This window comes from Dactylosporangium sp. CS-047395, assembly GCF_050942185.1.
Taxonomy (GTDB): Bacteria; Actinomycetota; Actinomycetes; order Mycobacteriales; family Micromonosporaceae; genus Dactylosporangium.
The window spans coordinates 9,797,920-9,824,699 of record NZ_CP192015.1 but is presented as its reverse complement, the minus strand read 5'-3'; the positions used below and the strand labels follow the sequence as shown (position 1 = coordinate 9,824,699).

Annotated in this window: 24 protein-coding genes and 2 tRNA genes; 18 read left to right on the top strand and 8 right to left on the bottom strand. The window is 71.2% G+C overall.

The window, feature by feature from the left end; translation table 11 throughout:
* Positions 1-35: 35 nt before the first annotated feature.
* Entirely contained in the window at positions 36-1,370 is a 1,335-nt protein-coding gene (gene mptB / locus ACQP00_RS45905) for a polyprenol phosphomannose-dependent alpha 1,6 mannosyltransferase MptB (protein ID WP_433209772.1), read from the bottom strand.
* A 44-nt stretch (positions 1,371-1,414) separates the two neighbouring features.
* On the opposite strand from mptB, the gene ACQP00_RS45900 reads away from it, so the two are divergent.
* The 11 genes from ACQP00_RS45900 (at position 1,415) to ACQP00_RS45850 (ending at position 14,789) form a co-directional block, all read left to right on the top strand.
* Positions 1,415-2,332 (top strand): ATP-binding cassette domain-containing protein, encoded by a 918-nt coding sequence (locus ACQP00_RS45900; RefSeq protein ID WP_433209770.1) that lies wholly within the window; start codon positions 1,415-1,417, stop codon positions 2,330-2,332.
* Positions 2,329-3,093 carry an ABC transporter permease gene (locus ACQP00_RS45895; RefSeq protein ID WP_433209768.1) on the top strand — a complete coding sequence of 255 codons (765 nt, stop codon included), beginning with the start codon at positions 2,329-2,331 and terminating at the stop codon, positions 3,091-3,093. Before ACQP00_RS45900 ends, ACQP00_RS45895 begins: the two co-directional genes overlap by 4 nt.
* 2 nt (positions 3,094-3,095) lie before the next feature.
* A complete protein-coding gene (locus tag ACQP00_RS45890; protein WP_433209766.1) occupies positions 3,096-3,893 on the top strand; it encodes an ABC transporter permease in 798 nt (265 codons plus the stop codon).
* Positions 3,894-4,521: 628 nt separating this feature from the next.
* A complete protein-coding gene (locus ACQP00_RS45885) occupies positions 4,522-5,703 on the top strand; it encodes an ROK family transcriptional regulator (RefSeq protein WP_433209764.1) in 1,182 nt (393 codons plus the stop codon).
* Positions 5,700-7,268, top strand: a complete 1,569-nt coding sequence (locus ACQP00_RS45880; protein WP_433209762.1) for a sugar ABC transporter ATP-binding protein — start codon at positions 5,700-5,702, stop codon at positions 7,266-7,268. Before ACQP00_RS45885 ends, ACQP00_RS45880 begins: the two co-directional genes overlap by 4 nt.
* On the top strand, positions 7,265-8,305 hold the full coding sequence (locus ACQP00_RS45875; protein ID WP_433209760.1) for an ABC transporter permease: 1,041 nt from the start codon (positions 7,265-7,267) through the stop codon (positions 8,303-8,305). Before ACQP00_RS45880 ends, ACQP00_RS45875 begins: the two co-directional genes overlap by 4 nt.
* 86 nt (positions 8,306-8,391) lie before the next feature.
* Positions 8,392-9,435 (top strand): substrate-binding domain-containing protein, encoded by a 1,044-nt coding sequence (locus tag ACQP00_RS45870; protein ID WP_433209758.1) that lies wholly within the window; start codon positions 8,392-8,394, stop codon positions 9,433-9,435.
* Between the two features lie 58 nt (positions 9,436-9,493).
* The gene (locus ACQP00_RS45865) at positions 9,494-10,630 is read left to right on the top strand and encodes a Gfo/Idh/MocA family protein (protein WP_433224233.1); all 1,137 of its coding nucleotides are present in this window, start codon (positions 9,494-9,496) and stop codon (positions 10,628-10,630) included.
* Positions 10,627-11,802, top strand: a complete 1,176-nt coding sequence (gene xylA / locus ACQP00_RS45860) for a xylose isomerase (RefSeq protein WP_433209756.1) — start codon at positions 10,627-10,629, stop codon at positions 11,800-11,802. Before ACQP00_RS45865 ends, xylA begins: the two co-directional genes overlap by 4 nt.
* A 200-nt stretch (positions 11,803-12,002) precedes the next feature.
* Positions 12,003-13,538, top strand: coding sequence for a ThuA domain-containing protein (locus ACQP00_RS45855; protein WP_433209754.1), 1,536 nt, complete (start codon positions 12,003-12,005; stop codon positions 13,536-13,538).
* 243 nt (positions 13,539-13,781) lie between these two features.
* On the top strand, positions 13,782-14,789 hold the full coding sequence (locus ACQP00_RS45850; RefSeq protein ID WP_433209752.1) for a sugar phosphate isomerase/epimerase family protein: 1,008 nt from the start codon (positions 13,782-13,784) through the stop codon (positions 14,787-14,789).
* 57 nt (positions 14,790-14,846) lie between these two features.
* Here the strand turns inward: ACQP00_RS45850 and ACQP00_RS45845 are convergent, their stop codons facing one another.
* Entirely contained in the window at positions 14,847-15,206 is a 360-nt protein-coding gene (locus ACQP00_RS45845; RefSeq protein ID WP_433209750.1) for a hypothetical protein, read from the bottom strand.
* Positions 15,207-15,373: 167 nt separating this feature from the next.
* Here ACQP00_RS45845 and ACQP00_RS45840 point away from each other — a divergent pair.
* Together ACQP00_RS45840 and ACQP00_RS45835 are read left to right on the top strand one after the other, a co-directional pair.
* Positions 15,374-15,449: transfer RNA gene (locus ACQP00_RS45840), tRNA-Asn, on the top strand.
* Positions 15,450-15,548: 99 nt separating this feature from the next.
* Positions 15,549-15,622: transfer RNA gene (locus tag ACQP00_RS45835), tRNA-Ile, on the top strand.
* Positions 15,623-15,870: 248 nt separating this feature from the next.
* Here the strand turns inward: ACQP00_RS45835 and ACQP00_RS45830 are convergent.
* From ACQP00_RS45830 to ACQP00_RS45815, 4 genes are all read right to left on the bottom strand, one after another.
* On the bottom strand, positions 15,871-16,152 hold the full coding sequence (locus ACQP00_RS45830; RefSeq protein ID WP_433209748.1) for a hypothetical protein: 282 nt from the start codon (positions 16,150-16,152) through the stop codon (positions 15,871-15,873).
* Positions 16,149-17,261 (bottom strand): ImmA/IrrE family metallo-endopeptidase, encoded by a 1,113-nt coding sequence (locus ACQP00_RS45825; protein WP_433209746.1) that lies wholly within the window; start codon positions 17,259-17,261, stop codon positions 16,149-16,151. The genes ACQP00_RS45830 and ACQP00_RS45825 overlap by 4 nt, the downstream gene beginning before the upstream one ends.
* A 79-nt stretch (positions 17,262-17,340) precedes the next feature.
* Complete coding sequence (locus ACQP00_RS45820) at positions 17,341-17,988, bottom strand: response regulator (RefSeq protein ID WP_433209745.1); 648 nt, start codon at positions 17,986-17,988, stop codon at positions 17,341-17,343.
* Positions 17,976-19,901 (bottom strand): histidine kinase, encoded by a 1,926-nt coding sequence (locus ACQP00_RS45815; RefSeq protein ID WP_433209743.1) that lies wholly within the window; start codon positions 19,899-19,901, stop codon positions 17,976-17,978. Before ACQP00_RS45815 ends, ACQP00_RS45820 begins: the two co-directional genes overlap by 13 nt.
* A gap of 136 nt (positions 19,902-20,037) precedes the next feature.
* On the opposite strand from ACQP00_RS45815, the gene ACQP00_RS45810 reads away from it, so the two are divergent.
* Positions 20,038-20,628, top strand: a complete 591-nt coding sequence (locus ACQP00_RS45810; protein ID WP_433209741.1) for a hypothetical protein — start codon at positions 20,038-20,040, stop codon at positions 20,626-20,628.
* On the opposite strand, the gene ACQP00_RS45805 is transcribed toward ACQP00_RS45810, so the two are convergent.
* A complete protein-coding gene (locus tag ACQP00_RS45805; protein ID WP_433209739.1) occupies positions 20,615-21,568 on the bottom strand; it encodes an NAD(P)-dependent alcohol dehydrogenase in 954 nt (317 codons plus the stop codon). The two genes, ACQP00_RS45810 and ACQP00_RS45805, sit on opposite strands and share 14 nt — an antisense overlap.
* A gap of 96 nt (positions 21,569-21,664) precedes the next feature.
* On the opposite strand from ACQP00_RS45805, the gene ACQP00_RS45800 reads away from it, so the two are divergent.
* Entirely contained in the window at positions 21,665-22,618 is a 954-nt protein-coding gene (locus tag ACQP00_RS45800; RefSeq protein WP_433209737.1) for an SEC-C domain-containing protein, read from the top strand.
* On the opposite strand, the gene ACQP00_RS45795 is transcribed toward ACQP00_RS45800, so the two are convergent.
* Positions 22,615-23,430, bottom strand: coding sequence for an alpha/beta fold hydrolase (locus tag ACQP00_RS45795; RefSeq protein WP_433209735.1), 816 nt, complete (start codon positions 23,428-23,430; stop codon positions 22,615-22,617). The two genes, ACQP00_RS45800 and ACQP00_RS45795, sit on opposite strands and share 4 nt — an antisense overlap.
* 61 nt (positions 23,431-23,491) lie before the next feature.
* On the opposite strand from ACQP00_RS45795, the gene ACQP00_RS45790 reads away from it, so the two are divergent.
* The 3 genes from ACQP00_RS45790 to ACQP00_RS45780 all read left to right on the top strand — a co-directional run bounded on the left by ACQP00_RS45790 (position 23,492) and on the right by ACQP00_RS45780 (position 26,691).
* On the top strand, positions 23,492-23,824 hold the full coding sequence (locus tag ACQP00_RS45790; protein WP_433209733.1) for an ArsR/SmtB family transcription factor: 333 nt from the start codon (positions 23,492-23,494) through the stop codon (positions 23,822-23,824).
* On the top strand, positions 23,821-24,336 hold the full coding sequence (locus tag ACQP00_RS45785; RefSeq protein ID WP_433209731.1) for an SRPBCC domain-containing protein: 516 nt from the start codon (positions 23,821-23,823) through the stop codon (positions 24,334-24,336). The genes ACQP00_RS45790 and ACQP00_RS45785 overlap by 4 nt, the downstream gene beginning before the upstream one ends.
* A gap of 123 nt (positions 24,337-24,459) precedes the next feature.
* On the top strand, positions 24,460-26,691 hold the full coding sequence (locus ACQP00_RS45780) for a hypothetical protein (protein WP_433209729.1): 2,232 nt from the start codon (positions 24,460-24,462) through the stop codon (positions 26,689-26,691).
* The last annotated feature ends 89 nt before the right edge of the window (positions 26,692-26,780 follow it).

The window sequence follows — 26,780 nt, the reverse complement described above, 5'->3', positions numbered from 1 at the left end:
TGCCGCGTCGTGCGTGCCGCGTCGTGCGTGCCGCGTCAGGCGTCGGCGCGGTCGCGTGAGCGCCGTCGGACCAGGCGCACGACGATCGCGACGATCAGGGCGACGTCCAGGAACGCGCCCGGGACCTTGGTTTTCGTGGCCAGGCCGAGGCTGTCCGGCAGGGTGAGGAACGGCAGCGCCACCACGGCCACGTGCACGCCCGTGCGCAGCCGGCCGGTCAACTGGGTGCAGGCCAGCACGGCGATCCCGGCGAGCGCGTACCAGGCATAGAACACCGGACCCAGGACCGCGGTCACGAGCAGCGCCAGCCCGGCCGCGGTCAGCACCCGGTCGGTGGCCGCGCCGGGCTCGCGGCGCACGTCGCGCACGGCCCGCAGCCAGAGCCACAGCAGCAGGCCGGCCAGCACCACGAACCCTACCGCCCGCGCGACGGCGACCGCGGTGCCGAACGCGCCGGGGTACCCGATCCAGCGCAGGACGTATCCGGCGGCCATGCCGACGCCGCTGGGGATCGACAGCCACTGGACCAGGCCCGCCGTGGCACCCAGGGCGCCGATGAAGCCCAGGCCGTGGCCGGTCAGGGCGGCGAGGACGGCGTACGTGGCGACGATCGCCCCGGCGAGGAGCGCGCGGGCGCGGGTGGTGAGCACTAGGAGTACAACAAACGGGGCACCTATGAGTGCAGTGATCTTGACTGCTGCGGCCAGGCCGAACGCGATGCCGGAGAGGGCGGCTCGTTGGCGGGTGGCGAACGCGAACCCGGCCAGCATGAGGCCCGCGACCAGAATGTCGTTGTGGACGCCGGAGACGACGTGCACCAGGACGAGCGGGCTGGCGGCGAGCGCGACGTTGCCGTCGCTGATGCGGTGCGCGGCGGCGACGCACAGGACCAGGCCCAGCACCGCGACGAGGCGGAACAGGCCGACCGCGACCAGCAGGTTCCCGTGCGCCAGCCAGGCGATGCCGCCGGAGAGGGCGAACCACAGCGGCCCGTACGGCGTCGGCGTGTCGCGCCACAGCGGCGGCACTTCGTTCAGCCAGGTGCAGGGCAGCGCGGCCGGGCCGTGCTCGTAGAGGTTGATCCCGGCGTCGAAGAGCTGGCCCTGGCAGGCGTACGCGTACACGTCCAGCGCGCCCATCGGCGGCGCGACCAGCAGCGGCAGGCTCCACAGCACGGCCGTGACCAGCAGGCCCTCGCGCTGGTCGCGCAGCTGCCACCAGGCGTACCCGAGGGCGATCAGCGCGACGAACCACACGCAGACGCCGGTGACCCAGGCCGCGTCGTGCGGCAGCGGCTTGCCGGCCAGGAAGCCGCTGACGGCGAGCAGGGTCGAGGCGGCCAGCCCGAGCCAGCGCGGGTTGAGGCGCACCGGGGCATCGTAAAACTGTCGTACCCCCGGGCTATGGTCGGGGCGTGGTGGACAACGGGGCATTGATCGCGGCGACTGGGCTGGTCAAACGATTCGGCGATTTCACGGCTGTCGATGGCATTGATGTCCGGGTGGCGCCCGGCGAGGCGTTCGGGTTCCTCGGGCCCAACGGGGCTGGCAAGTCCTCGACGATGCGGATGATCGGGTGCGTGTCCCGCCCGACGAGCGGTGAGCTGCGCATTCTCGGCCTCGACGCGGCGCGGGACGGGCCGGCGATCCGGGCCCGGCTCGGCGTCTGCCCGCAGCTGGACACCCTCGACCCGGAGCTCACGGTGCTGGAGAACCTGGTCGTGTACGCACGGTACTTCGGCATCCCGCGCCGGACCGCCCGGGAGCGGGCCCGCGAGCTGCTCGACTTCGTGCAGCTCTCCGACCGGGCCGACGACAAGGTCGACCCGCTCTCGGGCGGCATGAAGCGGCGCCTGACGATCGCCCGGGCCCTGGTCAACGAGCCCGACCTGATGCTGCTCGACGAGCCGACGACGGGGCTCGACCCGCAGGCCCGCCACCTGGTGTGGGAGCGGCTGTTCCGGCTCAAACAGCGGGGCGTCACCCTGGTGCTGACCACGCACTACATGGACGAGGCGGAGCAGTTGTGCGACCGGCTCGTGGTGATGGACGCCGGGCGCATCGTCGCCGAGGGCTCGCCGCGGGAGCTGATCGAGCGGCACTCCACCCGCGAGGTCGTCGAGGTCCGCTTCGGCGGCGACCCCGACAAGCTCGACGGCATCGGCGAACGGGTCGAGGTGCTGCCCGACCGGGTGCTCGTCTACACCGACGACGGCGACGAGGCGCTGGCCCGCATCGCCGCCCGAGGCCTTGATGTGGTCGGCACCCTGGTCCGCCGCGGCTCCCTGGAGGACGTGTTCCTGCACCTCACCGGACGGACGCTGATCGAATGACGGGGACGTTCGCGGCGCTGGAATACCACCTCGCGTACTACCGGCGGATCTGGCGCTCCTCGGCCCTGAGCTCGTTCGCCCAGCCGGCGATGTTCCTGGTCGCGATGGGGGTCACGGTCGGCGGCTACGTCGACGCGCGGCCGTCGGGACTCGGCGCGCCGTATCTCGACTGGATCGGGCCCGGGCTGCTCGCGTCCACGGCGCTGCAGGTGGCCATGAACGACGCGTCCTGGCCGGTGTTCTCGATGTTCCACTGGATTCGCAGCTACCACGCGATGCGCGCGACGCCGTTGACGGCGGCGGAGATCGTGCGGGGGCACCTGCTGTACGTGTGCCTGCGGGTCGCCCTGGCCACGCTCGCGTTCCTGCTGGTGCTGCTGCCGTTCGGCGCGCTGCACTCGTGGTGGGCCCCGGCCACGTTCGGCCCCGCGATCCTGACCGGCCTGGCCTTCGCCGCGCCGACGTTCGCGCTGGCCGCGAAGGTTCCGAGCGACGGGTACTTCGCGGTGCTGTTCCGGCTGGTGGTCGTACCGATGTCGCTCTTCGCCGGCGTGTTCTTCCCGATCGAGGGCCTGCCGCCGCTGGTGCGTGCCCTGGCCTACGTGTCCCCGCTGTGGCACGGCGTCGAACTCTGCCGCGCGGCCACCCTCGGCACCGCCCCGGCCTGGGGCGTCTGGCCGCACGTGGCCGTCCTGCTCGCGTTCATCGGCGCCGGCTACCTGCTCGCGGTGCGCGGCTTCGCCCGCCGGCTGGAGGACTGACCATGGTGACAGCACTGGTGTACGGCCGCTTCGGCGCCGCCCTGGCCGTGACGGGCCGCAACCTGGCCGCCGCGCGCCACGCCTCCTACTGGCTCGTGCTGGTCGCGGGGTTCGCGGAGCCGCTGCTGTACCTGTTCTCGATCGGCGTCGGGGTGGGCGCCCTGATCGGCGACGTCCCGGTGGCGGGCGGTGAGCGGCTGGTCTCGTACGCCGAGTTCGTCGCCCCGGCAACGCTCGCCGCCTCGGGCATGACGGGCGCCCTGGCCGAGACCATCATGAACTTCTTCGGCAAGCTGAAATACCTGAAGCTGTACGACGCGACGCTGGCCACCCCGGTCACCCCGACCCAGCTCGCGGCGGGCGAACTGCTGTGGGCCATGGCGCGTGGGGCCTTCTACGCCGCCGCCTTCCTGGGCGTGATGGTGGCCTTGGACCTCACCACGCTGCTGCGCGCACTGGCCGCGTGGCCGGCCGCGCTGCTGGTCGGCTTCGCGTTCGGCGGCCTGGGCCTCGGCCTGGCGACGTTCCTGCGCTCGTGGCAGGACTTCGACTACGTGAACGTGGGGCAGTTCGCGCTGTTCCTGTTCAGCGGCACCTTCGCCCCACCGGACGGCTACCCGCTCGCGGCGCGAATCCTGATCGAGCTGACCCCGCTCTACCACGGCGTCGAATTGGTACGCGGCATCTGCCTCGGCCTGGCCTCCTGGTCACTGCTGTGGCACGCGGCGTACTTGGCGGCGATGGCGGCGGGCGGGCTGTGGATCGCGGGGAGGCGCTTGGGCAAGCTGCTGCTGAGCTGACCCCACGCGGGCGCACCAGGCCTCGCGCGTCAGCCGGGCGCGTTGCGGAACCGGGCGTTGCCGTTCGTCGTGCCGTCGCGAAGTTGTGGCGCCGCGCCGGAGGTTGGAGCGTGGAGCGGCCCGCGTTGCCTTATCGCTCCACGTCGCCCACTCGCCGCTGCGCGCTGCACCACTCACCGCACATCGGCGCCGGGCTGCCGGAGCTGCACGCTGGCGTTCCTGTTGAGCGTGGGTCCGGACGGTCATGACGTGGGAGCGGTGGGGCGGCGCTCGGTGGGGGAGCGCTCACTCGGTGTGGCTTGGTTGTTGTGGCGCAAAGTTCTTGTGGGCGGTTTGTCGGGGTTCCGGAGACGTCGGATGATCTCGTCGCAGTCGGCGTGAGCTGCGAAAACTGGCTTCCATTCGGAGTGGGCGAACTTCCGCTGGAATCAGCAAAAGTTTGGTAACGGGCGCCAGAAGGTCTGGACTCGGGGTCTAGCGGGGCCTAGAGTCTCGTCGCAACACGGGTGTAACGCGGGCCACATGGAGCCGCAATCGTTCGTGGGTGGACGATGTGGTGGTGTAGCCGCATGTCGCGGTGCCGCCCGGAGGACTGCGACCTGATGAGGGGGTGCCTTCAATGAACACGGTGAGCGCTATCGACAATCCGGTTCAGTCGCGCCTGCTCCGGTTGTTGCGGGACACCGGTGCGCTGTCGCGGGCCGAGCTGGCCGATCGGCTGGAGGTGCCGCGGCCGCGGTTGCTGTCCGACCTTGACGCGCTGGTCGCGACCGGGCTCATTCGGGAGGCCGGGCCCGCTGCCAGCCGGGGTGGGCGGCGGTCCACGCTGGTCGAACTCAACCCCGGGTTGCGGTTCGCCGCTGTTGACCTCGGGGCCAGCTCGATCGACGTCGAGATCACCGATGGGCGGCTGGAGCCGCTGGCGGCCTACGGGGAGCCGGCCGACATCCGGTCGGGGCCCAAGGTCATTCTGCAGCGGGTCAACGAGATCTTGCACAAGTTCCGGGTGGATGGGGCGTACGAGCGGCTCAACGCCATCGGGATCGGGGTGCCGGGGCCGGTCAGCTTCCGGGACGGGGTGCCCGTCTCTCCGCCGATCATGCCCGGGTGGGATCGGTTCCCGGTGCGGGAGGTGCTCGGGCGCGAGCACAACTGCCCGGTCGTCGTGGACAACGACGTGAACATCATGAGCATCGGCGAGCGGTACGGCGGGGTCGCGCACTCGGTCGACAACCTTCTCTTCCTGAAGGTGGGGACGGGGATCGGGTGCGGGATATACCTCAACGGCGAGGTGTACCGCGGCACCGACGGCTGCGCCGGGGACATCGGGCACATCCAGGTCGACAGCCACGGGCCGGTCTGCTCGTGCGGCAACGTCGGGTGCCTGGAGGCGCTCTTCGGCGGCGGGGCGCTCGCCCGGGACGCCACGGCGGCGGCGCGCAGCGGTGCGTCGCCGGCGCTCGCCGACCGGCTGGCGGCGGGCGGGTCGGTGACGGCCAAGGACGTCGCCGACGGTGCCGCCGAGGGCGACGTGACCTGCATCCGGCTGATCCGCGACGGCGGGCGGCGGGTGGGCGGGGTGCTCGCCGGACTGGTCAGCTTCATCAACCCGTCGATGATCGTGATCGGCGGGGGGCTGGCCGGGCTCGGGCACATTCTGCTCGCCGAGATTCGCAGCGTGGTGTACCGGCGCTCGCTGCCCCTTGCGACCGGCAACCTGCCGGTCGTCCTGTCCGAGCTCGGCCCCCGCGCCGGCGTTGTTGGCGCCGCGGTGCTGGCCAGCGAACTCGCATATGGACGGCCATCATGACAGATCCATCGCAACCGGCGCAGACCGTGCTGCGCCTGACCGACGTGGTCAAGACCTTCCCGGGCGTGCGCGCGCTCGACGGGGTGCAGCTGGAGGTGCGGGAAGGCGAAGTGCACTGCCTGCTGGGCCAGAACGGCGCCGGCAAGTCGACGCTCATCAAGGTGCTGGCCGGGGTACACAACCCGGACTCGGGCGACATCCAGTGGCAGGGCGAGTCGATCAGCTTCGCCAACCCGCAGGCGGCCATGAAGGCCGGGATCGCCACCATCTACCAGGAGCTCGACCTGGTCGACGGGCTCAGCGTGGCCGAGAACATGTACCTCGGCCACGAGCCCGCGACCGGGGGCTTCGTCGCCCGCCGGGCCATGCGCAAGGGCGCGGCCGCGATCCTGGCCCGGCTCGGCCACCCCGAGATCCCGGTCGCCCGCGAGGTCGGCAAGCTGCCCGCCGCCGCGAAGCAGATCGTGAGCATGGGCCGGGCGCTGTCGCGCGAGGCGCGGCTGCTCATCATGGACGAGCCGAGCGCCGTGCTCGCCCACGACGAGGTGCAGAACCTGTTCCGGATCGTGCGCGGGCTCACCGCCCAGGGCATCGCGGTCATCTACATCTCGCACCGCCTCGACGAGATCCGCGAGATCGGCGACCGGGTCACGGTGCTCAAGGACGGCCGCACCACCGCCGCCAACCTCGACGCCAAGACCACCCCGAACCGCGAGCTGGTGAGCCGGATGACCGGCCGCACCATCGAGTACGTCTTCCCCGAGCGGCCGGCCAGCAAGGAAGGGTCGCCGACGGTGCTCGTCGTGGAGAACCTGACCCTGCCCGGCCGTTTCGCCGACGTCTCGCTCAAGGTCCACAGCGGCGAGATCGTCGGCATCACGGGACTCGTCGGGTCCGGCCGCTCCGAGGTGCTCGAGTCCATTTACGGTGCTCGACGTCCATCAGGCGGTACCGTCGAAATGCTCGGCAAGAAACTGCGCCGGGGCAGCGTCAACGCGGCCGTGCGGGCCGGGATCGGGATGGCCCCCGAGGAGCGCAAGAGCCAGGCGCTGCTGCTCGGCGAGCCGATCTATCGCAACGTCACCCTCGCTGGGTTCGCGCGCTATGCCCGCGGCGGGTTCACCGATGCCGGGCGCGAGCGGATCGCGGCCGAGGAGGTCACCCGCGGGCTGGATCTGCGCCCCGCGGACGTGCGCCGCCCGGTGCGCACCCTGTCCGGCGGCAACCAGCAGAAGGTCGTGGTCGGGCGCTGGCTGCTCGGCGGGACCAAGCTGCTGCTGCTCGACGAGCCGACCCGCGGTGTCGACGTCGGTGCGCGGGCCGAGCTGTACCAGGTCATCCGCAGGCTCGCCGACGAAGGCGTCGGCGTGCTGCTCGTCTCCAGCGAGGTGCCGGAGGTGCTCGGCCTCGCCGACCGCGTGCTCGTCATGCGCGAAGGGCGGGTCGTGCGCGAGGCACCCGCCGGCGAACTCGACGAAGACACCGTGCTCGACCTGGTCATGGCCGGGTCGCTGCTCGACGGAGCCGATCTTTCGAGCACCACCCCCGAAGGGACCGCCGCATGAGCACCGCCACTGAACCGGTGGACGTCCACGACCCGCCCCGCGTCACCGCCCAGAGCTGGTGGAACCGCGAGAACGCGGACCACACCAAGCGCAACCTGGCCCTGATCGGCGTGCTCCTGCTGCTGCTGATCATCGGCATGATCACCAAGCCCGAGATCTTCCTCGACGCCGAGCGCCTGTGGAACAACGAGCTGACGGTGCTCACCCAGGCCTCCAGCATCGGGGTGCTGACCATCGGCATGACCTTCGTCATGATCAGCGGCGGCATCGACCTGTCGGTGGGTGCGCTGCTGGCCCTGGCGAGCGTCTGGTGCACCACGGTCGCCACCCAGAGCTACGGCGCCTTCTCCATGATCTTCGCCGCGATCGCCGTCGGTGCCTGCGCGGGCCTGGTCAACGGCGGACTCATCGCGTACGGCCGACTGGTGCCCTTCATCGCGACGCTCGCGATGATGCTGTCGGCCCGCGGGCTCGCCCAGAGCATCTCGGGCTCGCAGACGCAGATCAACCACGACGCGTTCATCAACGGCTTCGCCACCACGAAGGTCCTGGGGGTCCCCGTGGTGGCGATCATCTTCCTGGTCGTGGTCGCGCTCGGCTGGGTCCTGCTCAACCGCACCACGTTCGGCCGGCGCACCATCGCCATCGGCGGCAACGCCGAGGCGGCCCGGCTGGCCGGCATCAACGTGCGGCTGCACACGGTGCTGCTGTACGTCCTGTCGGGCGTCTGCTGCGGCATCGCCGCCCTGATCGTGGTCTCCCAGACCACGTCCGGCAGCAACACGCACGGCGATCTCTACGAGCTCGACGCGATCGCCGCCGCCATCATCGGCGGCACCGCGCTGACCGGCGGCCGCGGCACCATCGTCGGCTCGCTGCTCGGCGTGCTCATCTTCACGCAGATCACCAACCTGTTCGTGATCAACAACCTGCAGCTCGACCTGCAGCGGATCATCAAGGGCGGCATCATCGTGGTCGCCGTGCTCATCCAGGCGTTCCCGATCATCTCGTTCTGGCGCCGCCGAACAACGTCCTAGCTTCTTCCGAACAACCCAAGCTTCTGTCCACGCCGGGACAGAAGCTCCGTTCCCCACACCCAAAAACACCCCAATTGGAGGTCGCGATGAGCGACATGTCCCGCCGCCGGCTCCTGCTCGGCGGGGCCGCCCTCGGCGCCGGTGCGCTGCTGGCCGGCTGCACGTCGAACGACACCAAGGACAGCGAGCCGCAGACCAACACCAAGGAGGGCAACGCCGCCAGCGAGGCCCCCGGCAAGGCCGTCACCATCGGCTTCTCGGCCCCCGCGGCCGACCACGGCTGGATCGGCGCCATCACCGCCAACGCCAAGGCGCAGGCGGCGAAGTTCTCCGACGTGACGCTCAAGGCCGTCGACGCCGGTAAGGACGCCCCGGCCCAGATCGCCGCGCTGGAGACCCTCATCGCCAGCAAGCCGGACGCGATCGTGCTGCTGCCGCAGGACGGCGCCCAGCTCACCGCGGTCGGCAAGAAGGCCATGGACGCCGGCATCATCGTCATTAACCTCGACCGCGAGTTCTCCGACTCGGCCGCGTCGTTCTGCCTCATCAAGGGCGACAACTACGGCATGGGCGTCGCCGCCGGGCACTACGTCGGCGAGAAGCTCAAGGGCAAGACCGACGCGGTCATCGGCGAGATCCCGGGCATCGACGAACTCCAGCTGACCAAGGACCGGTCGAAGGGCTTCGCCGACACGCTCAAGACCTACGGCCTGAGCGTCAAGCACCGCGTCGCGGCCGGCTTCACCGTGCAGACCGGCCAGGCCGCCGCGGCGAACCTGCTGCAGGCCGCGCCGAAGCTCGACGCGGTGTGGAACCACGACGACGACCAGGGCGTCGGCGTGCTCGCCGCGATCCAGCAGGCCGGGCGCAAGGAGTTCTTCATGGTCGGCGGCGCGGGCTCCCGCGACGCGATGGACCACATCAAGAACGCCGACTCGGTGTTGACCGCGACGGTGACGTACCCGCCGTCGATGGCCTCGTCGGCGATCATCCTGGCCCGCCTCGCGGCCCAGGGCAAGGGCATGGGCGACCTGGTCGAGCTGCAGGTGCCGAAGCTGATCGTCCTGCAGTCCGAGACGATCACCAAGGACAACGTCGACAAGTACCTGCCGCTCGGCTTCAAGTCCTGAACCACTGTTCTTGTCGAGAAAGGAACCGCCAGTGTCCAGTCAGGAGCTGCGCGTCGGCATGGTCGGGTACGCGTTCATGGGCGCCGCGCACTCACAGGCGTGGCGCACCGTGAACCGGGTCTTCGACCTGCCCGCGCGGGCCAGCATGGTCGCCGTCTGCGGCCGTGATCAGGCCAAGGTCGCCGAGGCCGCGGCCCGGCTCGGCTGGGCCGAGGCGGTGACCGACTGGCGCGAGCTGATCGCCCGGGACGACATCGACGTCATCGACGTGTGTACCCCGGGCGACAGCCACGCCGAGATCGCCATCGCCGCACTCGAGGCGGGCAAGCACGTGCTGTGCGAGAAGCCGCTCGCGAACACCGTGGACGAGGCCCGCGCGATGGTCGCCGCGGCGGTCAAGGCCCGGGCCGTCGGGGTGCGCTCGGCCTGCGGCTTCAACTACCGCCGGGTGCCCGCGGTGAGCCTCATGCACAACATGATCGCCGCGGGGCGGCTGGGCGCGATCCGCCACGTCCGCGCCGCGTACCTGCAGGACTGGATCGTCGATCCGAGCTTTCCGCTGGTCTGGCGGCTGCAGAAGGAGAAGGCCGGCTCGGGCGCGCTCGGCGACATCGGCGCGCACATCATCGACCTGACCCAGTTCGTCACCGGCCAGCGCATCACCGGCGTGTCCGGCCTGACCGAGACGTTCATCAAGGAGCGGCCGCTGCCGGAGGCCTCGAGCGGACTGTCCGCCTCGGCCGGCACGGCCACCGGTGAGGTGACCGTCGACGACGCCGCGCTGTTCATCGCCCGGCTCGACGGGGGCGCGGTCGCGACGTACGAGGCGACGCGCTTCGCGACCGGGCGCAAGAACGGGCTGCGGGTCGAGGTCAACGGGGAGTACGGCAGCCTCGCCTTTGATCTTGAACGCCTGAACGAGCTGGAGTTCTTCGACGCGACCCGCCCCGGCGCCGAGCAGGGCTGGTCGCGCATCCTGGTGACTGAGGGCGAGCACCCCTACTTCGGCGCCTGGTGGCCGCCGGGGCACATCATCGGCTACGAGCACTCGTTCACGCACGAGATGCGCGACTTCATCGAGGCCGTCGCGACCGGCGCCGACCCCACACCGTCCTTTGAGGACGCTCTTCAGGTCCAGCTCGTACTGGACGCTGTCGCACGATCCGACTCGTCCTGGGTGAGCGTGGCGGCATGAGCGACCCGTACGCCCCTACGCCCGCCGACCGGTTCTCGTTCGGGCTGTGGACGGTGGGCTGGCAGGCCCAGGACGTCTTCGGCTCGGCGTCGCGGCCGGCGCTCGATCCGGTCGAGACCGTGCACCGGCTGGCGGGGCTGGGGGCGTACGGCGTCAGCTTCCACGACGACGACCTGATCCCGTTCGGCAGCGACGAGGCCGCGCGGGACAAGGTCGTGGCGCGCTTCCGCGAGGCGCTCGACGACACCGGCCTGGTCGTGTCGATGGCGACCACGAACCTGTTCGGCCACCCCGTGTTCAAGGACGGCGCGTTCACCGCCAACGATCGCGCCGTGCGCCGCTACGCCCTGCAGAAGGTGCTGCGCAACATCGACCTCGCGGCCGAGCTGGGTGCGCCGACCTACGTCCTCTGGGGCGGCCGCGAGGGCGCCGAGTCCGGGGCGGGCAAGCAGATGCGGGCGGCGCTGGACCGGTACCGCGAGGCCATCAACGCCATCTGCGCCTACATCCGCGAGCGCGGGTACGACATCCGGCTGGCCATCGAACCCAAGCCCAACGAGCCGCGCGGGGACATCCTGCTGCCGACGATCGGGCACGCGCTCGCGCTCATCTCGACCCTCGACGAGCCGTCCCGGGTCGGGCTGAACCCCGAGGTCGGGCACGAGGAGATGGCCGGGCTGAACTTCGCGCACGGCATCGCACAGGCGCTGTGGCACGGCAAGCTCTTCCACATTGACCTCAACGGCCAGCACGGGCCGCGCTTCGACCAGGACCTGCGCTTCGGCGCGGGCAACCTGCGCGGCGCGTTCTGGACGGTCGACGTGCTGGAGAACAGCTCCGGCTACCCGACCGCGTACGCCGGCCCGCGGCACTTCGACTACAAGCCCCCGCGCACCGAGGACGCCGAGGGCGTCTGGGTCACCGCGGCGGCCTGCATGCGCAACTACCTGATCCTGCGGGAGAAGGTCCGCACGTTCCGCGACGACCCGGAGGTGTCGGCCGCCCTGGCCGGGGCCCGGGTCGACGAGCTCTCGGTGCCGACGCTGCTGCCGGGGGAGACCCTGGAGCAGCTGCGGGCCGAGGAGATCGACATCGACGCCGTGGCCGCGCGCGGCATGGCGTTCGAGCGCCTCGACCAGCTTGCGATGGAGCACTTGCTGGGGATTCGTTAAGTCTTCTCCACCGGGCCTGGTGGCGAGGGACTGCCCGCGGTTGCGCCCCGCGGGTGGGGGTACCAGGCCCGGAGGAGAGTAGGACCGGAGCTCCGGCGCGGCGTCAAGCCAGGCGCCGCGCCGGGCCCGGACAACCGCATACGACATGACAGCGCGGCGGCGCGCGCAGACCCGCAACGACTCGATCGTGAGGAACTGTCATGACCATCCGCTCGTGGCTCGCCGCCGCTACGGCAAGCCTCATCGGTCTCTCGAGCGTGCTGAGTGCCGCGCCCGCCTGCGCGGCCGACGCGCCGTACAAGGTGCTGGTCTTCTCGAAGACGGCCGGGTTCCGCCACTCGTCCATCCCGAATGGCATCGCCGCCATTCAGGCGCTCGGTTCCGCCAACAACTTCACCGTGACCGCCACCGAGGATGCGGGCGTGTTCACGTCGGCCAATCTCGCGCAGTACCAGACGGTCGTGTTCATGTCGACGACCGGCGATGTGCTCAATGACGCGCAACAGTCGGCGTTCGAGGCGTACATCCGCGGCGGGGGCGGGTACGTCGGCGTGCACGCGGCCGCGGACACCGAATACGGCTGGCCGTTCTACGGCACGCTGGTCGGTGCCTGGTTCTCCTCGCACCCGGCCATTCAGCAGGCGAGCGTCACCGTTGAGGACCGCGCGCATCCGGCGACCGCGCATCTCGGCGCGACCTGGACGCGCACCGACGAGTGGTACAACTACCAGTCCAATCCACGCGCGAGCGCACATGTGCTCGCGTCGCTCAACGAGTCGTCGTACTCCGGCGGCACCATGGGCGATCACCCGATCACGTGGTGCAAGACGATCGACGCCGGACGTTCCTTCTATACCGGCTTCGGGCACACGGAGGAGAGCTACACCGATCCGTCGTTCACCGCGCTGCTGCTCGGAGCCATCCGGTACACCGCGAAGCGCGTCGATGCCGATTGCTCGGTCCCGACCGGTTCGTCGTCCGTGGTCCAGGGCGAGTCCTACGCCTCGACCGGCGGGGTGCAGATCGCCTCGCACGGGCCGGCGGTGGGCGGCCGGACGGCCGGCTTCATCGACAACGGGGACTGGGCTTCGTACCCCAACGTGTCCCTGTCGAACGTGCGCGGGGTGACGGTCCGCGTCGCTTCCGCGGGTGCGGGCGGCACCATCGAGTTCCGGGCCGGATCGGTCACCGGGACGCTGCTCGGAACCGTGGCGGTGCCCAACACCGGGGGCTGGGAGACGTACCGGGACGTGTTCACGGTGCTGGCATCCTCGTCGGCGGCGCCGTTGTTCCTGGTGTTCCGCGGCAGCGGCGGCTCGCTGTTCGACGTCGACCAGTTCACGATCGCCCGCACCGCCGTGACCCGGCAGGGCGAGGGCTGGACGTCGACGAGCGGCATGCAGGCGGCCGGGCACGCGGGCGCCACCGGCGGGCAGACGGCCGGCTACATCGACAACAACGACTGGGCCTCGTACAGCGGCGTCTCGCTCTCCGGCGTGCTCGGCGCCCGGGTGCGCTACTCCTCGGGCGGCGCCGGCGGGACCATCGAGTTCCGCGCCAGCTCGCCCACCGGGGCGCTGCTGGGGACGCTGACCGTCGCCAACACCGGCGGGTGGGACACCTTCCGGGAGGCCGCGATTCCGCTCACGGCATCGAGTTCCACCGTGTTGTACCTCGTCTGTCACGGCGGTGCCGGCTCGCTGTTCGACATCGACGAGTTCTCGTTGCTGTCGTAGACGTTGGATGAGCCGAGACGCCGACCGGCTCGTCCTTCGGGTCCCGCCCGCCCGGGCAGTTCAGCGCGGCGCGGTCCCGGCCAGGTGACGCCGACACCGGCCGGGGCCAGGCGCGGCGTTGTCCGGGCGGGCGGGGAACCTCTACGATTGGCTCGTGGGGGCGCAACCCACTTGCTGTTTCCGCTCGTGCACATCCGCAGGTCTCCCTCGCGCCTGAACCCTTCATCTCGGAGGATCGTCAGCATGGCGCGTCCAATCACGCTGTTCACCGGCCAATGGGCCGACCTTCCGTTCGAGGAGGTCTGCCGCCTGGCGTCCGAATGGGGCTACGACGGCCTCGAGATCGCCTGCTGGGGCGACCACTTCGAGGTCGACAAGGCCCTCGCCGACGAGTCCTATGTGGACCGGAAGCGCGAGACGCTCGCGAAGTACAACCTGAAGGTCTGGGCCATCTCCAACCACCTCGTGGGCCAGGCCGTCTGCGACCACCCGATCGACCAGCGGCACCAGGGCATCCTGCCCGCGCGCATCTGGGGCGACGGCGAGGCCGAGGGCGTCCGCCGGCGGGCCGCCGAGGAGATCAAGGACACCGCCCGCGCCGCGCGCAAGCTCGGCGTCGACGTGGTCGTGGGCTTCACCGGCTCGTCGATCTGGCACACCCTGGCCATGTTCCCGCCGGTACCCCCGGAGATGATCGAGGCCGGCTACCAGGACTTCGCCGACCGCTGGAACCCCATCCTCGACGTGTTCGACGAGGTCGGGGTCAAGTTCGCGCACGAGGTGCACCCCAGCGAGATCGCGTACGACTACTGGACCGCGAAGCGCGCGCTCGAGGCCATCGGCAACCGGCCCGCGTTCGGCCTCAACTGGGACCCGTCGCACTTCGTGTGGCAGGAGCTCGACCCGGTCAACTTCATCCTCGACTTCGCCGACCGCATCTACCACGTGGACTGCAAGGACGCCAAGGTCCGCACCGGCGACGGCCGCCGCGGCCGGCTCGCCTCCCACCTGGCCTGGGCCGACCTGCGCCGGGGCTGGGACTTCGTGTCCACCGGCCACGGCGACGTGCCGTGGGAGGACTGCTTCCGGGCCTTGAACGCGATCGGGTACAGCGGCCCGATCTCGATCGAGTGGGAGGACGCGGGCATGGATCGCCTCGTCGGCGCGCCCGAGGCCCTGCAGTTCGTGCGCCGCCTGGCCTTCGACGCGCCCTCGGCCGCCTTCGACGCGGCCTTCTCGTCGTCGTCCTGACCGTCGCAAACGAAAGGCCGGCCTGGTGCTTCCCAGGCCGGCCTTTTCGCGTCGGTACTAGAAGCTGGTCCCCGAGGACGGCGTGCTCGTCGTCGTCGCGAGGTCCCGCTCCAGTGCGGGGTTCTGCGGCGTGTTCAGCAGCCGCTGCCCCATCTCGGTCTCCGCGAACCGGCTGTTGGCCAGCTTGTCGGTGACCTTGGTCTTGCCGTCGTTGTAGAGCCGCGTTGCCTGCTCCTGGACAACACCGGCGGCCTCCTGGACCGTCGGGCTCTCCTTGATCTTCAGAGCAGTGGTCTTGAGCTCCTCATACTTCTCCCGACCAGCCCGGGCGCCGAGCACAAAGCCAGCGGCCAGACCGCCGAGGAACAGTAGCTTGCCGCGCATGGCGACGACCTCCTTCTCACGGCGCCGGGTCATTTGTGCACAGTGCGCCGCCTGGTGTTGACATACCCGCCTACTGCCGACCCGACACATCGATCTTCTCGCCCCCGGTCACCCACCCGTTCGGGATACCCGGTGGCGAAGACCCCCCGAGTCGTGCTGTACTCTTTCCCGGTCGCCCTCGAACAGAGGGGGATGCACGATCCCGCGTAGCTCAATTGGCAGAGCAGCCGGCTGTTAACCGGCAGGTTATAGGTTCGAGTCCTATCGCGGGAGCCAGTTCGACGGACTTCCGGCCTCTTCGGAGGCCTTTTTTCGCGCCCCGCCCTGTTCCGGGGCCGCATGGCACTTGCGCGGCTCGGTAAGCTTGCGACGCTCGGGGCGGTAGCTCAGCAGGTTAGAGCTGGGGACTCATAATCCCTTGGTCGCGGGTTCGAGTCCCGCCCGCCCCACTCTCTGCTTGCCTGGTCGCTTCGCTCCCGCCGGGGGAGGCTTCGCCTCCACCCGAACCCCCTCACAATCTACGGCTCGAGCGCCGGGCCGCGCGGGGCTGGGGTCTCGTGGCCGACCGGGCATCGACCAGCGGGCATCCGGTTGCGGTGTCGGAGGCCGGCGGCTTCCAGGGCCGCCAAGGGCTCCCCGTGCGGATCGCTCGTAAACCGAACTCGGGCACGCGGCGAAGGTCAGACCTCGTCGTAGTTCAGGAGCCCGTTCTTCCCACGAGCAGACGGTCGTAGTAGTGCGCGAACGCTTCGCTGAAGTCGTGCTCCGTGGATCGGTGCACGTGTATCCAATTGGCTTCGAGGATCGCGCGAGCTGCCGATACGTGTCCGCTCGCCTCGTTGAGCTCGCGTTCGACACTGTCGGGAATGTAGACGGGGCGCGTTCCGGCGAGAAACCTCAGTACGGCCAGCCAGCCTTGTATGCCGAAATGTCTCAGAGGTCCGGTGTCGAACACCAAGGCGTCCTCGGGGACGCTCATGACACGAACGTCCAGATCTCGTCCGGCCGCCGTGGGCGCATCGGTGGTAGGTCGGCCTCGTCGAAGGTTCCCTGCAGCATCTCCAAGGCCCGCTCCCGGCTGACCCGCTCGTCGCGCACCAGCCGGAGCACCGCGCGCGCGAAGCGGCCGGGCACTGTCGTTTCTTCCAGTTCTTCGAGGGGCACGTACAGGTTCATCTCGACCAGGTCGGCCCGGGTTGTTCGATAGTTGCGCACCGCGGCGGCAACCTCGCCGCTGACCAGCGTCAACTCTTTCAATCGGGTCGCCAGGGTCGCCATGTCGACGCGGAACTCGCTGGCCAGCAGGACTGCCGCGGTGCGTTCCCCGTGCCGGTCGACGCTCGCTCGCCACTGCTGGGTGATCCCGGCGGCCGGCAGGAGCAGCGCGCGGGCAAACCGGTCGAGACGCGACTCCATCGGCACGGCGTGATCGGGGTGGTCGGCCACTCGCCAATCGACGGTGTAGGCGTCCGCAATGAGGTAGTGGCCGAGTTCATGGGCCAGCGCGAGCCGCCTGCGGCCGACCTTCATGTGACTGTTGACGAGGCTGACCCCGCCGCGGGTCAGCAGAACCGTCCCGGCGTCGGCGGTGTCCTTGCCGATATCGCGAGAGAACACCAACAGGCCGATTTCGGCGACGCTGTCGGAGAGTCTGTGGATCGGTCCGTGCGGCGGAAGGCTCATCAGGTCACGGGCCCGCGCGGCCAGTGCCTCGGCCGCTGCGCTGGTCGAAGGTGGTGCGAGGCCGGCCGCTCGCACCGGGTCGGCGGCGTCGAGCCCCAGCTCGGTGACACCCAGTCCGGCGACGAACTCGACTTCGCCGGCCAGCGCCGCCAGCAGTGCGTCGATCTGCGAGTCGGCCGTGTCCAGGCCTTGGCTGGACCGGTGTTCGACCAGCGCGGGGACCGGGTCCTCGAAGAAGGTGGACATCCGCACACCGACCGCTGCGGCAATGTCGGACAGCTCGAGCGCCGTGACCTTGCGGCCGCCGCTCTCGATTCTGTTCATCGCGGTGCGGTCAAGGCCAACCGCTCGCCCGAGGTCGCCTTGGCTCATGCCTGCGCGCGTGCGGGCCTCCTGGATGCGCACGCCCAGAGTCTCTGCGTCAACGCTCGCCACTGTGCGATTATCGCACACCTTCAGCTGGGCGGCTTCCGTCTCGCGGGAGTCAGGCGGGGCCGGGGTGGCGTAGGTAGGTCAGGACGGCGAGCACCCGCCGATGGCCGTCGTCGGACTCGGTGAGGTTGAGTTTGAGCAGCAGGTGCCGGACGTGGCCCTCGATGGTGCGTTCGCTGACGACCAGGCGGCGGGCGATGGCCGGGTTGTTGAGGCCCTCCGCCATCAGTGCGAGGACGTGCCGTTCGCGCTCGGACAGGACGGCCAGGGGGTCGTCGCGGCGTGTGGCGAGCAGGGTGGCGACCACGTGGGGGTCGAGGGCGGAACCGCCGGACGCGACGCGGTGGGCGGCGGCCAGGAACTCCTCGACGTCCAGGACGCGGTCCTTGAGGAGGTAGCCGAAGCCTGGGCGACCGACCAGGGCGACCGCGTGGGTGGCGATGACGTGCTGGGACAGGACGAGGACGCCGACCTCGGGGTGGGTCTGCTTGATCGCGCGGGCGGCCCGCAGGCCCTCGTCGGTGAACGTCGGTGGCATGCGTACGTCGGCCACCACGAGGTCGGGGCGGTGCCGGTCGGTCGCGGCCGTCAGGGCGTCGGCGTCGCCCACGGCGGCGGCGACCTCGTGGCCGCGGTCGGTGAGCAGCCGCACCAGGCCGTCCCGGAGCAGCGCCTGGTCCTCGGCGATCACGACCCGCATGGCAGCTCCGCGGTGATCGTGGTGCCGGCCCCCGAGCGGCTCTCGACCAGCAGCCGGCCGCCGTGGGCCGCCACCCGGTCGGCCAGGCCGCGCAGGCCGGAGCCGCGGTCCGGCTCGGCGCCGCCGGTGCCGTTGTCGCGCACGGTCAGCAGGAGCCGGCCGTCGCGGCGGCCGGTGGTCAGCTCGATGCCCTGGGCGCCCGAGTGTTTCACCGCGTTCGTGAGGGCCTCGCAGACCACGAAGTAGGCGGTCGCCTCGACGTCGTCGGGGTAGCGGTCCGGGCCGACGCGGACGGTGACCGGCAGGGGCGTGCGGGCGGCCAGGTCGCGCAGCGCCGTGTCGAGGCCGTCGTCGAGCTGGGCCGGGCGCATGCCCTGGGCCAGGTCGCGCAGTTCGGCGATCGCCGTGCTCAGCTCGGCCACGACGGCGTCCAGGGACTGCCGCGCGGCCTGGTCGGCGGTCGCGAACTGCAGGTTGCGCAGCGCCAGGCCGATGCTGACCAGCCGCTGCTGGGCGCCGTCGTGCAGGTCTCGTTCCAGGCGCCGGCGCTCCTCGTAGCCGGCGGCCACGATCCGGGCCCGGGAGGCCTCCACCTCCGCCAGCTGCCGGCGCAGGGCGACCCGGAGGCGGCCGATCTCGACCGCCAGGCCGGCCCGCTCGACCACCTCGACGACCAGCCGTACGGCGTCGTCGGGCGTTCCGGCGGCGTAGCTGAGCACCGCCAGCGGGGTGCCGGCCCGTTCGACGATCCGGTGCACCTGACTACCAGGCTCGCGGGCGGGGGCCGGGTCACCCGGCTCGAGGTACCGCAGCCGCAGTGCTTCCTGGCCGGTGACGGCGCGCAGCAGGTCCTCGAGCGCCTCCGGGTCGGCGGTGCCCGCGCGCAGGTCGGCCAGGAACGCGTCGATGCGGGCGAAGGCCTGATAGCGGGCCGGGCGGAAGCGGCGGTCGACGGCCCGCTGGATCCGGGACCGCAGCGGCCGGAACGCGACGGCGCCGGCCAGGGTGGCGCCCGCGGTCGCCCAGGGTGAGCCGCGGCCGCCGGCGAGGGCGCCGATGACGTACGCGGTGCCGAGGTAGGCGGCGGCGAGCAGGACGGTGAGCAGGCCGTAGACGACCGTCCGGTTGACGATGACGTCGATGTCGTACAGCCGGTACCGCAGGATCGCCACGCAGATCGCGGCCGGCAGGGCGGTGACGACGACGGCGATGGCCAGCTGCACCGCGATGCTGTCGTGGTACAGGAAGATGGCCAGCGGGCCGGCGATCGCGAGCAGGCCGACCACGTAGGTCACCCACTTCAGCTGCTGCCGCTCGATGCCCGTGGACCGGCGGTACCGCACGACCAGTACGACGATCGCGGTCACCAGCGTCGCGCTGAACAGCAGCTGGCCGGCGAGGTACACGGAGCTGAAACCGGCGATCGCGTGCGGGTTGCGCCCGGAGCGGTACATCGGGTCGTTGTCGTGGCCGAGCGCGGCGCCCGCCGCCATGAGCGCGGTCGACACCACGCCGGCCCAGACGAGCGCGCGCCGGCCGCGGCCGATCCCGTGCCCGGTCGGGAACAGGGTGAGCACGATGGCGGTGCAGCCGATGCCGAGCATGTTGGTCCAGTTGCCGAGCCACTCGATCACGTCGGCGGCCGGCCAGCCGGAATGCTCGCCGTAGCCCTCCGCGAGCTCGACCCAGGCGGCCTCGGCGCCCATGCCGAGCAGGATCCAGCCGAGCGGGTTGGCCCGCTGGTACGCCGCGATGAAGGCGCCGGCGAGCGCGAGGGCCACCGCGTTGAGCGGATACAGGATCGTGTCGAACAGCGGCTCGCGGCCCACCGACACCGGCCCGGACGCGACGGCGACGAGCACGGCGAGCGCCAGGAGCGTCGCCGGCCACCGCCGCATCCGGAACCGGGTCATGCCGCGATGCTCGCAAGGGGGCGGCCCGGCTCACAAGGGTGCCTGCACCTGTTGTGGTTCAGGTGCAGGCGCCGTTGTCCGGGGCCGGCGCGGCGGGCGACGGTGAGCGCAACGACCCGAACCGAAGGAGCCGCACATGGACCGAACCCGGGCGAGCGCCGTCGCCGCCTTGCTGATCACCGCATTCGCCGTCGTCTACGCCGGCGGCTCGGCCGTCACCGGCTGGGAGCCCCGGCTGGGCTGGCTCCTGCAGACCGTCATCCACCTCGGCGAGCTGGCCGCCGTGGCCGCCCTGGCGTTCTCGTCCGCCCGGGCGCGGGGCCGGGCCGGGCGCGTCGGGCTCGCCGCCGCGGCCGCCGGGCAGCTCGCGATCGCCGCCGCCGAGGTCGTCTGGCCGCACGATCCGGACGTCGGCGACGTGCTGTTCGCCGTCTCGCCGCTGCTGACCGGGGCCGGCCTCGTCGTCGCCGGCGTGGTGATCGCCCGCGCGGGTGCGTGGACCGGTGTCGCGCGGTGGCTGCCACTGGCGCTCGGCCTGTACACCCTGCTGGTCCTGATCCCGGCGATGGTCGGCTCCGGTGGGCCGCCCGCGCCGCTCGCGCTGTGGGTGATCGCCGGCTGGGATCTGCTGTGGCTGCTGGTGGCCGCGGCCGTGCTGGCCCGGTCCCGGATGGAAGGCGCCGCGCCGGCGGGCCGGTCCGGGTCGGCGCGGGTCACGGTGCGCTGACGACGACCTTGCCCAGGGCGTGCCCCTCGCCGACCCGGGTGAGGGCCGCCGGCACCTCGTCGAGCGGGAAGACGCGGTCCACGTGGATCTTGAGCTCGGCCGCCAGGCACTGCCGGGCGACCGGCTCGAAATGGGCCGGTCCCTCGCGTACGGCGAGCACCCCGAGCCGCCGGCCCGTGGCGAGGCCGGCCAGCGAGCCGACGGTCAGGACCCGCAGCAGCGTGGACACCGAGCCGCCGACGCACCGGTACCGGCCGCCCGGGGCCAGGGCGCGGCGGTAGGCGAACACCGACCGGTGCGCCACCAGGTCGAGGATGAGGTCGTACGGGCCGCGCCGGGTGAAGTCGTCGCGCCGGTAGTCGAGCACCTCGTCCGCGCCGGCGGAGCGCATGAAGCCGAGTTTGCCGGCGTTGTCCACGCCGGTCACGTGGGCGCCCAGGTGCTTGGCGAGCTGGATGGCGAACGCGCCCGAGCCGCCGCCCGCGCCGTTGATCAGGACGCGGTGGCCGGGCGTGACGCCGGCCGTGCCCTGGTGGGCGATCACGCCCGACTGCGGGATGGTGGACGCCTCGATGAAGGTCAGGCCCGGCGGCTTCAGGGCCAGGACGGACGCGGGAGCCACGGCGTACTCCGCGAACCCGCCCTTCAGCGCAAGGTTGTCGCCGTACACCTCGTCGCCGGGGCTGAAGCGGGTCACGGACGGGCCGACGGCGGCCACCACGCCCGCGATGTCCGAACCGAGGATGCGCCGGGCCGGGGTGCGCAGGCCGCCGATCCGCGAGTACAGCGGCGTGCCTCGCAGCGTTTCCCAGTCACTGAGGTTGACCGACGTCGCCGCGATCTTGACGAGGACCTGGCCGGCGGTGGGGGATGGGATCGGGACGGTTTCCAGGCGCAGGACGTCCGGGGGTCCGTAGCGGTCGTACACGACTGCCCTCACCCCTGTTGGTGTAGCACCCCCGGGCAAGCCTGGCTGAGACTGGGATTGAGACGCAGATCAACAGCGGCGGGCAGGCGGGCGCAGTAGCGTGGCGTTGTGCTGACAAAAGGTGACCTCACCAGCGCGGACCTTCGGGAGCTGCGACAGGACGCGCTCGGTGCCGCCGATCCGCTCGGGGTCGCGGCCGAGCTCGTCGCGGCCGTCGATGCCGGGCGGCTGGCCGATCCGCAGGACGCGGGACTGGCGCTCGTGCTCGCCGCCGAGATCGCGGAGAGCCGCTCGAAGCTCGACGCGGCGCTGCGGTACGTCGACCGGGCCGTCGAGGCGTACGCGACGCGGGACGACAGCGAGGCCGGTGCCGCCCGGGCGCTGCGGGCGCGGATCCTGTTCCGGGCCGGGCGCGAGGACGAGGCGATGGCCGCGCTCGAGCCGCTGCGGCCGCTGCTCGGGCAGCATCCCGACGCCGCCGCCTATCTCAGTGCCGCGCTCGCCGTGGGCGGGCGGCATCTCGTCGCCGAGGAGTGGCTGAGCGAGGCGGTGCAGGAGGCGCTGGCCGAGCGTACCGCCGAACCGCGCAATCCCGAGGACGCCGGGCTGCTGTTCTTCCTGCTGCAGCAGCGGCACCGGATCCGCCACGCGATCGGGCGGCAGCACGACGCGCACGACAACCTGGCCGAGCGGCTGGAGAGCAAGCTGGCCCAGGCCGGGTCCGGCGCGGACGCCGCCGCCGACGAGCTGCTGTTCTTCCCGCAGGCCGAGTTCGCGCGGCTGGTGGCGCTGACCGACGCGTTCGGGGCCGACTGGGACGAGCACCGGGCGCGGCTGGAGCGCGAGCTGGTCCGTACACCCGGGAAGGCCCTTCTGACCGCGTCGGTCGACGGGCTGACGAGATTCGCGGGCAAGGACGGCGACCTGGCCGACCCGAAGACGCAGGCGGGCTACGCCAAGGGCCTGACCGCGCGGATCAGCTGGCCGCCGGAGCGCAACGGGGCGTGCTGGTGCGGCTCCGGCAACAAGTACAAGAAGTGCTGCCTGCCGAGGTCGCGCTAAGCATCGAGCAGCCAGTCCAGCGCGGCACCGTACGCCGCCATGACCGACACGTGGCCGTCGTCCGGCCGGGGCCAGCGGGTCGCGGCCGGCACGAGCGTCATGAGCCGGGCAGCGTGGCCGGCGGGCACCATCCGGTCCTGGTCGCCGTGCACGATCAGCACCGGTACCGCGATGCTCGCCGGATCGAAGCCCCACGGTGACACGTAGGCGAGGTCGTCGTCGACCTGCCCGCCGGGGCCGGATTCGGCGGCCCGCCCGGCGTCCTCACCCAGCACGCCCCACGGGCCCTTGAGGGTTTCCCAGTCCGCGTCGGTGAAGACCGCCGGATCGAACTCCGCGTGCTCCGCGTAGCGCAGCCGGGCCTCGCGACCCTCGAGCGCGGCGCGCAGGGCGCGGTCGTCGGCCATACCCGCGAAGAACGACTCGTCCTTGTACGGCGCGAGCCCGGCGAACGCGGCGGCGGCGGTCACCCGGCCGGGGAGCAGCGCGGCGCAGGCGAGCGCGTGCGGGGAGCCGCCGGAGGCGCCCATGACCGCGAAGCGCTCGACCCCGAAGGCGTCCGCGACGGCCGCGGCGTCGGCGGCGGCGGACGCGACGTCCCGCCCCGGCGCCGGCGTCGACCCGCCGTAGCCCGGCCGCGCGTACGTCACCATGCGCAGTCCGCGCTCCTGCGCGGCGGCGAGCTGCGGGGCCAGGAGCGCCCCGGTGTGCGGCGTGCCGTGGTGCCAGAACACGACGGGACCGCCGCCCTCGCTGTCGTACGCCCGCAGCGTCCGCCCGTCGCCCGCGTGCACATCCCGTGAGATCACCATGTGTCGATCATAACCTCGCGCTTGTGTACCTTGACGGTTACGTACCCGAGTTGGTACATACATGAGTGTGGAAGCTGTGCTGCAGGCCCTCTCCGACGGCCACCGGCGGATGATCCTGGATGCCCTGACGCGGGGCCCGGCCTCCGCGGGTGAGCTGGCCGGCCTGGTGCCGATCGCGCGGCCGGGCGTGTCCCGGCACCTGCGCGTGCTGCGCGAGGCCGGCCTCGTCGAGGTGCGCCCGGAGGCGCAGCGGCGCGTCTACAGCCTCCGCCTCGAGCCCCTCACCGAGCTCGACGACTGGTTGAGCCGGTACCGGGCGCTGTGGCAGCAGCGGATGGACGCCCTGCACACCGAGGTCGCCCGGGGCAAACGCGAGCGAAGGAGCACCGCATGACCACCCAGACCCGCATCCTGGGCACCCTGCGCACCGCCGACGGCAAGGGCGTCGTGCGCGTCCAGGACCGCTTCGACGGCACCGTCGACGACCTGTGGTCGGCGCTGACCGACCCGGTCCGGCTCAGCCGCTGGCTCGGCGAGTTCGACGGCGACCTGTGGCTGGGCGGCACGTTCCGGGCGCGGTTCTTCGCCAGCGAGTGGCAGGGCACCGGCCGCGTCGACGTGTGCGAACCGCCGCACCGCCTGGCGGTGACCACCCGCGACGCCGAGGGCGCCGAGGAGCACGTCATCGAGGCCACCCTGGCCGCCGACGGCGACGGCACCGTGGTGACCTTCGAGGAGCGCGGCGTGCCGGTGGGGCTGCTCCCCGCGTACGGCGCCGGCGTGCAGATCCACCTCGAGGACCTCGGCGCCCACCTGGCCGGCCGCGAACGCTGCGACGCGCGGGCGCGCTGGCGGGAACTGCACCCCGCCTACGCGGCAGCGGCGGAGCCCTCCGCATCCGCGTGACGCCGGTCGGCGCGGCCGCTTCCACCAGTCAGCCGAGTCGATATTGGCAGAGCATCCGATGGGTACCGGGTAACGCTCGGCTACGCTGCGTTTGCCGTACGTCTCGAAGCCCTGGAGGCTCAGTTGACCGCAGGTCCGCCGGTGTCGTCCGCGGCGTCGAAACTCGTGGCGCTGGCGATCCTCCAAGTCAACTCCGACACGAACCGCACGACGTACATGGACAACTTCGTGCCGTTCGTGTCGCACGCATTGGCCGGCCTCGGTGGGCACGCGGACGGGTACGCGCCGCTCAGCACCGCGATCCGCCAGCAGTTCGGCCTGCATGTGCCCGAGGGCGCCATTCGCAGCATCGTCGACCGCATGCGGCGCAAGAACATGGTCGTCGGGACGGCCGAGTCCATCGACTTCGTCGGCGGCACGCCCAACGGGCTCGACAAGGCGACGAACGAGTTCGAGCGCAAGGAGCGGGTGTTCCTGCGGACGTTCCGGGAATACGCGGCGCAGCGGACCATCACCGTCTCCGACGAGCAGGCGACCGCGGCACTGCTGCGGTTCGTCGAGACGCACGGGGTCAACATCCTGCGCGAGCGCATCGGCTCCGCCCATCCGGACGCGAGCCAGGAGGTGCTCCCGGCCGATCCCGAGCCGGTCACGGACGGCGACGCGACCGACGGGCTCGACGAGGAGATCGTGGAGCCGGAGCCGCCCGAGCCGGCCGCCGACGAGCTGGACGTGGCCCTCGCGCTGTTCATCCGGCAGCTCATCGACGACGACGATCCGCTGGCCGAGCACGTCATCGCCTGGGTGCAGGGCATGATGCTCTCCTCGTCGCTCTACCAGGGCGACGAGGTGATCAAGCCCTTCGAGAACGCCACCGTCTACCTCGACACGCGCGTGCTGTTCCGGGCGCTGGGGCTGTCCGGCGAGGAGTTCAAGAACGCCACGCTGCCGACGCTCGAGCTGGCCAAGAGCGCCAAGGCGAAGCTGGGCTGCTTCAGCCACACGATCGAGGAGATGCAGGACATCCTGTACGCGATCGCCATGACGATGCGCTCGGCGCGCCGGGCGGAGCAGATCCAGGAGGTCGAGCGGTACATCTTCAGCCGGCCCGAACTCACCGATCGGGACGTGTTCCGGCTGTCCGACGAGCTGCCCGATCTCGTTTCGGCGCTCGGCGTCGAGGTCGTCGACAAGCCCACGTACGAGGAGTACCAGTACCAGACCGACGAGGACGATTTCCGGACCGTGATCCGGCAGACCATCGGCCCGAAGATGCGCGAGACCGCCGTCGATCGCGACATCGACTCGATCACGAGCATCTACCGGCTCCGGCGGGGCGCGTCGCCGCGCTCGCTGGAGCGGTGCGTGGCCATCTTCGTGACCACCAGCTCGGGCCTCGTGAAGGCGAGCCGGCTGCATTTCGTGACGAAGCACCGCGAGGTGCCGCTCGCGATGGTGGAGAGCCGGTTCCAGACGACGGTGTGGCTGAAGAATCCCATCAAGGTGGACGCTTCGTTCCCGCGGGCCCAGGTGATCGCGCACTGCTACGCCGCGCTGCAGCCCACGGAGTTCCTGTGGAGCGCGTACCTGTCCAAGATCGACGAGTTCACCCGGCAACGGAAGAATCCCGAGGCCGACTTCATCTACCTGCGCTACTCCGAGTCGGCCCGTGACGCGCTGATGGACCTCACGCTCGGCAATCCGGACCTGCTCACGCAGGAGTCGCTGATGCAGATCCTCGACAACCGCGACGACGCGATCCTCGAACCGCTGCGGGCGAAGATCATCGAGCTGGAGGAGCAGGCGGCCCGGCTGACCCGGCAGCTGTCGGACGTGGACAGCGCGCGCTTCAACGCGGAACAGACGAGCCGGTCGCATCAGGACCAGATCGAGGCCCTCACCGACGAGATCCTGAAGCTCAAGAGCAAGCAGCGGGCGGCCGCGCGGCACGCGAACCGGGTCGCCAAGAGCGCGCCGCCGCCGAGCAAGAGCAAGCCGGCACCGGTTGTACAGCCTGAGCCGGTCCAGCCGGCGCCGGTCGCCGCGGTGCCGGTGCAGACGGACTCCAAGCGCATCGACGCGCTGATCGAGATGATGGTGCGGAGCAAGGTCCGCGGCCGGATGGCGGGGATCGTCGCGCTCTTCGTCCTCGCGCTGGCCGCCACCGCCGTGGTCGTGGCCAAGCCCGACGCGAAGTATCTGGACTTCATGCCCGGCTGGGTCAAGTGGGTGTTCATCGGCGTCGGCGCCGCGCTCAGCCTGTTGAGCCTGCTGACCGGGTGGAGCCTGAAGCACACGACCGGCTACCTGCGCAAGCGCATCGAGAAGCGGGTGCGCCGGCAGATGCCCCAGTGACCGCCTGACTCGCGACGGCGGGTTTTGCAACCGAGCGGCACGTTACATGTGTAGCCAATCGGTTACTGAGGGTGGCGGCAGCTTCGCCA